Source organism: Thiobacillus sp. (genome assembly GCF_024708915.1).
This window is the reverse complement of the sequence record NZ_JANJXQ010000112.1, coordinates 1-9,571: the sequence shown is the minus strand read 5'-3', so window position 1 is coordinate 9,571 and position 9,571 is coordinate 1. Positions and strand designations below refer to the sequence as shown.

General features: G+C 65.0%; 9 protein-coding genes. 3 read left to right on the top strand and 6 right to left on the bottom strand.

Annotated features, from left to right (window positions below):
* The 5 genes from Q0L94_RS08345 to Q0L94_RS08325 all read right to left on the bottom strand — a co-directional run.
* Nucleotides 1-3,133 (bottom strand): CusA/CzcA family heavy metal efflux RND transporter (locus Q0L94_RS08345; protein ID WP_296752380.1); only part of this gene is annotated, 3,133 nt, incomplete at its 3' end.
* A gap of 11 nt (nucleotides 3,134-3,144) precedes the next feature.
* Nucleotides 3,145-4,725 (bottom strand): efflux RND transporter periplasmic adaptor subunit, encoded by a 1,581-nt coding sequence (locus Q0L94_RS08340; RefSeq protein ID WP_296752377.1) that lies wholly within the window; start codon nucleotides 4,723-4,725, stop codon nucleotides 3,145-3,147.
* Nucleotides 4,722-5,999, bottom strand: coding sequence for a TolC family protein (locus Q0L94_RS08335; protein ID WP_296752376.1), 1,278 nt, complete (start codon nucleotides 5,997-5,999; stop codon nucleotides 4,722-4,724). The genes Q0L94_RS08340 and Q0L94_RS08335 overlap by 4 nt, the downstream gene beginning before the upstream one ends.
* A gap of 102 nt (nucleotides 6,000-6,101) precedes the next feature.
* Nucleotides 6,102-6,575, bottom strand: coding sequence for a hypothetical protein (locus Q0L94_RS08330; RefSeq protein WP_296752372.1), 474 nt, complete (start codon nucleotides 6,573-6,575; stop codon nucleotides 6,102-6,104).
* Between the two features lie 21 nt (nucleotides 6,576-6,596).
* On the bottom strand, nucleotides 6,597-6,929 hold the full coding sequence (locus Q0L94_RS08325; RefSeq protein ID WP_296752369.1) for a copper-binding protein: 333 nt from the start codon (nucleotides 6,927-6,929) through the stop codon (nucleotides 6,597-6,599).
* 211 nt (nucleotides 6,930-7,140) lie between these two features.
* On the opposite strand from Q0L94_RS08325, the gene Q0L94_RS08320 reads away from it, so the two are divergent.
* Entirely contained in the window at nucleotides 7,141-7,359 is a 219-nt protein-coding gene (locus Q0L94_RS08320; protein WP_296752366.1) for a hypothetical protein, read from the top strand.
* A 60-nt stretch (nucleotides 7,360-7,419) separates the two neighbouring features.
* On the opposite strand, the gene Q0L94_RS08315 is transcribed toward Q0L94_RS08320, so the two are convergent.
* Nucleotides 7,420-7,905, bottom strand: a complete 486-nt coding sequence (locus Q0L94_RS08315; RefSeq protein WP_296752364.1) for a cupredoxin family protein — start codon at nucleotides 7,903-7,905, stop codon at nucleotides 7,420-7,422.
* Nucleotides 7,906-8,091: 186 nt separating this feature from the next.
* On the opposite strand from Q0L94_RS08315, the gene Q0L94_RS08310 reads away from it, so the two are divergent.
* Together Q0L94_RS08310 and Q0L94_RS08305 are read left to right on the top strand one after the other, a co-directional pair.
* A complete protein-coding gene (locus Q0L94_RS08310) occupies nucleotides 8,092-8,781 on the top strand; it encodes a heavy metal response regulator transcription factor (RefSeq protein ID WP_296752361.1) in 690 nt (229 codons plus the stop codon).
* A partial coding sequence (locus tag Q0L94_RS08305) for a HAMP domain-containing protein (protein WP_296752358.1) occupies nucleotides 8,781-9,571 on the top strand: 791 nt, incomplete at its 3' end. The genes Q0L94_RS08310 and Q0L94_RS08305, both read left to right, overlap by 1 nt.

The window sequence follows — 9,571 nt, the reverse complement described above, 5'->3', positions numbered from 1 at the left end:
TGGCCATGCCGAGCCGGATTCGTCTCGCCAGTTCCCATTGCTTGACCAGCGCATAGATCGCCGGGATCACGGCCAGCGTCAGCACGGTCGAGGACACCATGCCGCCGATCATGGGCGCCGCGATACGGCTCATGACTTCCGATCCGGTCCCGGTTCCCCACATAATGGGCAGCAGGCCGGCCATGATCGCGACCACCGTCATCATCTTGGGACGGACGCGTTCCACTGCGCCTTCCATCACCGCCGCGTACAAATCGGCCGCGTCAGCGGGACGGTTTTCCACGCGGCACCGGGCCTGCGCCGATGCCCAGGCGTGATCCAGGTAGATCAGCATCACCACGCCGGTCTCGGCAGCGACGCCGGCCAGCGCGATAAAGCCCACTGCGACCGCGACCGACAGGTTGTAATCCAGGGCCCACATCAGCCAGATGCCGCCGACCAGAGCGAAGGGCACCGAGAGCATGACGATCAGCGTTTCGGTCAGCCGCCGGAAGTTGAGATAGAGCAGAACGAAAATGAGCAGCAGCGTCAGCGGAATGACGATCTTCATCTTGTCGATGGCACGCTCCATGTATTCGAACTGGCCGCTCCAGGTGATGTAATAGCCGGGCGGAAACTTCACCTGCTCGCTGACCGCCTTGCGTGCCTCGGCCACGTAGGAGCCGATGTCGCGGTCGCGGATGTCGACGAAGATATACGCCGACAGCAACGCGTTCTCGGTGCGGATGCCCGGCGTGCCCTTGGCGATTTTTATTTGCGCCACCTGGCCGAGGGGAATCATCGCCCCGTCCAGGGTGGGTACCAGCACCTCCCGTGCGATCTGCTGCGGGTTGGACCGCAACTCGCGCGGATAGCGCACCTGTACGCCGAAGCGCTCCCGCCCCTCCACCGTGGTCGTCACCACCTCGCCCCCCAGTGCGGTGCCGATCACCTCCTGCAGATCGCCGACCGCGAGGCCGTAGCGGGCCAGTTGCTCGCGGTCCGGCTCGATGTTGAGGTAGTAGCCGCCGGTGATGCGTTCGGCGTAGGCCGAAGTCGTGCCGGGAACGCTCTTCACCACGGCCTCGATTTGCCGGGCCAGCTTTTCCATCCCGTCCAGATCGCGGCCGAAGACCTTGATCCCGATGGGCGTGCGGATGCCGGTGGAAAGCATGTCGATGCGTGCCTGGATGGGCATGGTCCACGCGTTCGACACCCCGGGAAACTGCAGGGCACGGTCCAGTTCGGCGATCAGCCTGTCCGTCGTCATGCCGGGCCGCCATTCAGATTCGGGCCGCAGGTTGATCAGCGTCTCGAACATCTCGAGTGGCGCCGGGTCGGTCGCGGTGTTGGCCCGCCCGGCCTTGCCGTAGACCGAGGCGACTTCGGGAAAACTCTTGATGATCCGGTCCTGGGTCTGCAGCAGTTCGGCCGCCTTGGTGATCGACATGCCGGGCAGCGAAGACGGCATGTAAAGCAGCGTGCCCTCGTTGAGCGTCGGCATGAATTCGCTGCCGAGCCACGACGCCGGATAAACCGAAACGGCCAGGATCACCAGCGCGGCGAGGATGGTCGTCTTCTTCCAGCGCATGACCCGGGCGATGACGGGGCGGTAGATCCAGATGAGAAAGCGGTTCACCGGGTTTTTCGCCTCCGCCACGATCCGGCCACGAATGAACAGCAGCATCAGCGCCGGAACCAGCGTCACCGACAGCAGCGCTGCGCCGGCCATGGCGAAGGTCTTGGTGTAGGCGAGCGGGGCGAACAGCCGGCCCTCCTGCGCCTCCAGCGTGAACACCGGCAGGAAGGACACGGTGATGATGAGCAGCGAGAAGAACAGGGCCGGCCCCACCTCCTTGCACGCCGCGATCATCGCTTCGGCGCGCGACTCGCCTTCTTTCAGCCGCTCTAGGTGCTTGTGGGCGTTCTCGATCATCACGATGGTGGCGTCTATCATCGCGCCGATGGCAATCGCAATGCCGCCCAGGCTCATCAGGTTGGAATTCATGCCGAGCAGACGCATGGTGATGAATGCGATCAGCACTCCCACCGGCAGCATCAGGATGGCGACCAGTGCCGAGCGCACATGCAGCAGGAAGATCACGCACACCAGCGCGACGATCAGGCTTTCCTCGATCAGCGTGGTTTTGAGGGTCTCGACCGCACGCAGGATGAGGTCGGAACGGTCGTAGACCGGCTCGATCGTCACCCCTTGCGGCAGGCCGGCGGAAATCTCGGCGAGCTTGGCCTTGAGATTGCCGATGACCTCCAGTGCGTTGGCGCCGTAACGCGCCATCGCGATGCCGGACACCACCTCGCCCTCGCCGTTGAGCTCGGCGAGGCCGCGCCGCTCGTCCGGCGCCAGCTCGACCCGGGCAATGTCGCGAACCAGCACCGGCGTCCCCGCCTCGCTCTTCACCACCAGCATCTCAAGGTCGTCCTTGCCGCGCAGATAGCCCTTGCCGCGCACCATGTACTCGGTTTCGGCCATTTCGACGACGCGCCCGCCGACATCGCGGTTGGAATCGCGGATGACCTGCGAAACCGTGCGCAGTGGAATCCCGTAGGCGCGCAGCTTCACCGGGTCGACGGTCACCTGGTAGGTCTGGACGAAGCCGCCGACGGAGGCGACCTCGGCCACACCCTGCGCCTTGGTCAGCTGGTAGCGCACGTACCAGTCCTGGATCGCACGCAGTTCGGCCAGCGTCCGATCCTTCGCCAGCACGACGTACTGATAGACCCAGCCCACGCCTGTGGCATCCGGCCCCAGCGTCGGCGTCACCCCTTTCGGCAGGCGGCTGGAGGCGAAGTTGAGGTACTCCAGCACCCGCGAACGGGCCCAGTAGATGTCGGTGCCGTCCTCGAAGATCACATAGACGAAAGATGCGCCGAAGAAGGAAAACCCGCGCACCACCCTGGACCGCGGCACCGCGAGCATGGACGTGGTGAGCGGATAGGTGACCTGGTCTTCCACCACCTGCGGCGCCTGGCCCGGATATTCGGTGTAGATGATGACCTGCATGTCCGAGAGATCGGGCAGCGCGTCGAGCGGCGTCTTCGCGATGGCGTAGATGCCACCGATGACGGCGAACAGGGTGGCGAGCAGGACGAGGAAGCGATTCCGGCCCGACCACTCGATGATGCTGGCCAGCATGGCGTCCCCCGTCAGCGACCGGCGCGAGGGCTGGAACGCGCAGCCGGGGCGCCCATCGGCCTGATGCCGGTGATCACCCATTCCCCGGGCTGCCGTTCGACGAACTCGAACGCCACCGCTGTTCCGGGATGGATGCCCTTGAGCAGGGATTCATTCGCGACCGTGAATTCCATGGTCATGGCGGGCCATTGCAGCGATTTCACCGGGCCGTGATTGATGCTTATCCCACCGGTCCTGGAATCCACGCCGTCCACCGTTCCTTCGGCCCGGTGCCTCGCCCCTGGCGACGCACTCTCGGGCGCGCCGCCCGGTGCGGCCTGGCCCCCCATGCTCCCGATCGCCGTGTTGAGGTTACTTTCGGCGTCGATCAGGAAGTTGGCCGCGACCACGATCTGCTCGCCTTCGCCGATTCCGTCCAGCACCTCCACGTAGCGGCCGCCGCGCCCGCCGAGCCTGACTTCGCGTGGCTCGAAGCGGCCGGCCTCAAGCTGCACCAGTACGATGCGGCGGGTGCCGCTGTCGATGACCGCCGATTCGGGGATGGCCAGCACCGGCTTTCCATCGCCGACCGGCAACTCCACCTGGGCGAACATCGCCGGCTTCAGCAGCATGCCGGGATTGGCGAGTTCGAGCCGAACCGGAACCGTGCGCGTCTCGGACGTCAGCGTCGGGTAGACGTACGTGACCCTGCCCTCGAACACCCTGTCCGGGTAGGCGCTGATCGAAATACGGGCCCTGGTGCCGGCCCTGACGAGCCCGATGTCCTGCTCGAACACGTCCGCCACGACCCAGACCGAAGACAGGTCGGTCACCTGATACAGCGTCTCGCCGGGCATGAAGCGCATGCCCTGAACGGCTTTCTTCTCCGTTACGATGCCGGATACCGGCGAGCGGAAGGTGAGCGACCGTTTCACCTCACCCGTCTTTGTCAATGCCTTCACCTGCGCATCGGGAATATCCCAGTTCCTCAGCCGCGCCAGGCTCGATTCGGCGAGTTGCTGCATGGCGTTCCGCGTCTCGCCGTCGGCATACTGCATGGCCTGCGCCCCCTCGGCGGCGAGCGCGAATTCGCGCTGGGCCGAAACCAGCTCGGGGCTGTAGACCTCGAACAGCGGCTGCCCCCTGGCGACCCGTTGCCCGGTGACATTGACGTGCAGGCGCTCGATGTAGCCTTCGAATTTGGGGGCGACCGCGACGATGCGCCGTTCGTCCGGTTCGATGCGGCCGGCGGCGCGCACGATCCGGTCCAGCGTCCGCAGGGCGGCCGCCTCGGTCTTCACGCCCAGTTTCTGCACCTTGTCCGGGCTGATCCTGACCTGCGCGGCATCGCCGTTGCCCTGCTCATCGCCTTCATAGACCGGGATGTAGTCCATCCCCATCGGGTCCTTCTTGGGAACCGGCGAAGTATCGGGGAGCCCCATCGGGTTGCGGTAATAGAGGAGTTGGCGTGGCTTCTGCGCGCCTTCCAGCACTGGCGAATGGATAGCCGAACCAGCGGCCGGAACCCCGGTTCGCGCCCCCAGCCAGTAGCCGCCGCCCGCCAGTCCCGCAGCAAGCGCCAGCCCCGTCGCCCCAATCACGCCCCGCTTCATAGATCGTCCCCCAGCAGTCGCTCGATTTCCGCCAGCCGTACCTGGATCTCGACCTGGACCTTGAGCTGGCCCAGCCTTGCCTGCAGGGTCTGGCGCTGCGCGTCCAGTAGCGTGGCGAAATCGAGACGGCCGTTTTCGTAGCCTGCCAGCGCGGCCCGGAAGGTAAGCCCGGCCTGCGGCAGCAGGCTGCTGGCGATCAGCGTGTCGGTGCGGCGCGCCGCCTCGATAGCGGCGAGATGCCCGGCGAGCTCGGCGAGAATCTGGTTGGAAGCCGCTTCCGCGCGCGCCCTGGCGGCGCGCAGCAGGGATTCCGATTCGCGCTCCCGGGCGCGGCGTGAGGTTTGCTGCAAGGGCAGGTTGAGTTCGAGCATCAGCTCCCATTCCCTCACCGCGCTCTGATACTGGATGGGAGACACGCCCAGATTGAAATCCGGGTAGCGGTTCCGGTAGGCGAGGTCACGGCTTGCTTCAGCCGACCGGATGCGCGCCGCCTCGGTAAACAATTGCGGATTGCGGGCGCGGACGCGTGCCTCGAGTGCGGAATGATCGAGCTTCGCCGCGATGGGCACAGGCCGCAACACTCCCGGCTCGTCCAGCGGCGCGCCGGCAGGGCGGGCAAGCAAGGCATTCATGCGAACCTGAAGCTGGCGGCGTTCGTTCTCGAGGGAGATCAGTTCGGTCTTCATGCCGGTCTGCTCGACCTGGGCCCGGATGGCGTCCTGCTGGGCCGACAGGCCGCCGGCGTAGCGCACCTGGGCGATCTTTTCCAGACGCGACAGGAGATCGAGGACTTCACGCGTAACCCGCTCGTTGTGGTGCACGTAGTACAGCTGGGCATAGGCCGCTTTGATGCGGGCCGAGAGTTCCGCCCAGTTCCCCATGGCCTGCCCCCTGACGCCCTCGGCATCGAGTTCCGCCACCTGCCGTTTCAGCGCACGCTTGCCGAACCAGGGGACATCCTGCGTCAGCAGATAGCGGGTGCTGCCCACATTGCCCGGAGACAGGCTCGGGCTTTGTTCGCCGAATCGGGTGATGTCCCGCAGCTCGATGCGGAATTTCGGGTCGGGCAAGGCCGATGACGATGCCACGCGTTCGCCCGCGGCGTCCGCTTCCAGGCGCATTGCCGCGTATTCAGGATTGTGTTCCCGGGCGTACGCGAGGAGCGAATCGACGCTTCCCCCCGGCAGCGGGAGTTCCTGTGCCCAGGTCGGCAAAGCCAGGATTGAGGCCACAATGGCCCACAGGCGCCGCCGCGCGCCAGACGTTCTTCTCATGTGCCCCCCGCAACTACGCGACCGGCGTGCCCATCCGCTCCGGTGGATTCCTGCCTGTTGAATTTCAGCGGCGGAATGGACGGCCACCCGCTGCGCCATTCCTCATTTGGCCGGTGTTGCGGTGGGTGGCGGCGGCATGCCTTTCTGCATCATCATCTGCATCATGTCCATGCGCTTTTCCATCATCTCCATGCGCCGGTTCATCATGTCGCCGTTGCCGGACATGCCCTGACCGCCCATCATGCCCATGCCGCCCCCCATCATGCCCATGCTGCCCGGCGCCTGACCGGCCATCGGGCAGCCAGCCTCCATGTTCTTCATCACGGCATCCATCTGGTTCATCTGCGTTTCCATCATCCGCATGCGCTGGGCGGGGTCGCGCGTACGGCGCATTTCCTGCATGCGCTCGCGCAGCGCCCGCATGTCGGCGGCTGTCGCCGGCTTGGCCTGGGCCGCTGCAGACGCCGCCGCCGGAGCCTGCTCCGGATGATGGCTACTCTCGGCGCGCGCGGCGGCGGACAGCACCATAGCGGCGGCCAGGGAAAACATCAGGGTGGTACGTTGCATTGCCTGCATGAATCGCTCCTCGAAGTTGGGTTATTGAACGATCTCGAGCCGGGTCACGGCGAGCACACCGTTCACCCTTTCAGCCTGGAACCGTATGGTGTCGCCGGGCTTGACCTGATCGAGCCAGCCGGCATCCTGCACGCGGAAAACCATGGTCATGCCCGGCATGTCGAGGTTTTCCAGCGGACCGTGTTTGATCGTGAGCTTGTTCTGCGCCTTGTCGATTTTCTTCACCACCCCCTCGGACAGGGCAACCGTCTGCGCTGCCGTTTTCACGTACGTCGCATGCTGGGTATCGGCCCAGGCCGGCAGGCCCAGGCCAAGGCCCATGAGCAAGGCGGTCAGGGTGAGGTTCTTTCTCATGCATACTCCTTTCGGCATCGGATTCAGGGCCCAGCGACGGCGTCGCAGGGAAATCCTGCTGATGAATGACGCCAGTATGGAAGGCGCTTCATCACGGCAAGCTGACGGATGGGTTACATTCGTGTCATCTTGGCTGGCGCCCGGCACCGCATGCAGCGCCGGCGGGACGAGGCTGATGCTTTTGCCCGTTATTTGGAGACAGGACACCCGCATGAACGAAAACCGCACCGGACCCGCCGAGCTCTGCTTCGGTTGCGTCTACTTTCCGCCGAATCTGCCGCCCCAGGCCTACGCGCAGGACGACTGGGCGATGCTGCAGGCACGGTCCTGTTCGTTTGAGCATCACCCCGGCGGCGACGCGTGTCTGGCCACGCGGAAAACCAGCTGCAGCGTGGTTGACCTCGCCGCCATGAAGCGCGGCATGAATTGAACCCATCGAGGCCGGCGGTCTGCAACACCCGGCGGCATGTTCGCGCAGGCGCCCAGGACATCAGGGCCGCACGGTAATCCGTCCCACCATCCCTGCCTCATAGTGGCCCGGTATCAGGCAGGCAAAGCTGAACTCCCCGGCCCGGTTGAAACGCCAGACGATCTCTGTGCTCTCGCTCTTTGCGACATGCGCCATGTAGGGCTCACCATGCTCCATGTCGGGAAACCTGCGCATCAGCGCTGCGTGTTCTTCCAGCGATGTCTTTGTCCCGATGACCATTTCATGCAGCATCCTGCCTTCGTTCCGCAGCACAAACCGGACGGTCTCACCCTGCTTGACCGGGATGTCGTCCGGCGCGAAACGCATGGTGTCACTCATGACGATGGACACAGTGCGCACCGTGGGGCCGGCATATCCGGCGATGCCCCACGGTGTCTGTTCCTGCGGCGACGTGGCGGTCCCCTGATGCTTTGCATCACCATGGGCCTGGGTAACGCTGCTTGTCACAGCCAATGCGAATGTCGCGAGCAGCATGCCGGGTTTCATTCTGGATTCCTCGAATGATGGTTGAGTGGGGGCACCGCAGCGCAGAGATTTGCAAGCGGTGGCGCCCTTGGCATCCTGTGCGCCCAAGGCAGACATGAAGCTGACCCGCACATTACAAACCCGTAATCCGCGCCATCCGTGGCGATTTGTGTGGCAGGATGAGCCGCTCGATCTGCCGCCATATACATGAAGATCCTGATCGTCGAAGACGAGCCCAAGACGGGCGCTTACCTGAAACAGGGCCTGACCGAGGCCGGATTCGTCGCGGACCTCGCCCGCGAGGGCTGGGAAGGCCTTGAGCTCGCCAAGGAAGCGCACTACGACCTGATCATCCTCGACGTGATGCTTCCCGGGCTCAATGGCTGGCAGGTGCTCGAAGGCCTGCGCCGCGCCGGCGTCGAAGTGCCGGTGCTGTTCCTGACCGCACGCGACCAGGTCGAAGACCGGGTCAAGGGGCTGGAACTGGGGGCCGACGACTATCTGGTGAAGCCCTTCGCCTTCGCGGAACTGCTGGCCAGGGTGCGGACTCTGGTGCGCCGCGGACATGCCGGTCTGGACGCCGCCGTCCTCCGAGTGGCCGACCTCGAACTCGATCTGTTGCGGCGCCGCGCCACGCGCTCCGGCCGCCGGATCGACCTGACCGCCAAGGAATTTTCCCTGCTGGAGCTGTTTCTCCGCCGCCAGGGCGAAGTGCTGCCGCGCAGTCTGATCGCCTCCCAGGTCTGGGATATGAACTTCGACTCGGATACCAATGTGATCGACGTGGCGGTACGCCGGCTGCGGCTCAAGATCGACGACGGCTTCGAGTCCAAACTCATCCACACCGTGCGAGGCATGGGCTATGTGCTGGAAAACGGCCTGGAGGATCGGGCCTGATGAAGGCCCTGTCGCTGACCACCCGGATCAGCCTGCTCTTCGCAGTCGCCGCATCGCTGGTCCTGCTCGCAACGGCCTATGTCCTGACGCAGGCGGTGGAAGCGCACTTCGAGGAGGAGGATCGCCACGAGCTGAATGGCAAGCTTGATCTCATCCAGAATCTGTTCCGGCATGCCTCCAGCCAGGGGGAACTGGATCGCCTGCCGCAGCAGCTGGACGACGCCCTGGTCGGGCATCATGGACTCGCCGTCGTCGTAACGGATCAGGCAGGAAACATCTGGTTCGCGACTTCGGGGGCTGATTTCCCGCACAGGCTGTTGCAAACCTGCCAGACCCGGCCGGCAGCATGCGCCGAAGGAAGCTTGCACCAATGGCAGGAAAACGGCGTGAGCAACCGGGGAATCGCCGCATCGATCACGGCGGGCGACGGCACGCCGTACATCGTGGCGCTGGTACAGGACATCCAGCACCATGAGCTTTTCATGGACACATTCCGCTCGGTCCTGGGTATAGCCATCGCGCTGGCAGCCCTGGCCACCGCCAGCCTCGGCTGGGCCGTGACCCGATGGGGTCTCTCGCCGCTGCGCAAGGTCACCGACACGGTGGCGGGCATCTCCGCCGAACGTCTGGGCGCGCGCCTGCCGTCTGCGGGCCTGCCGGCCGAACTCATGCCGCTTGCCGCCGCCTTCAACGCCATGCTGGTCCGCCTCGATGACGCCTTTCGCCGGCTTTCGGAGTTTTCCTCCAACATCGCGCACGAATTACGCACGCCCATCTCCAACCTCATGAC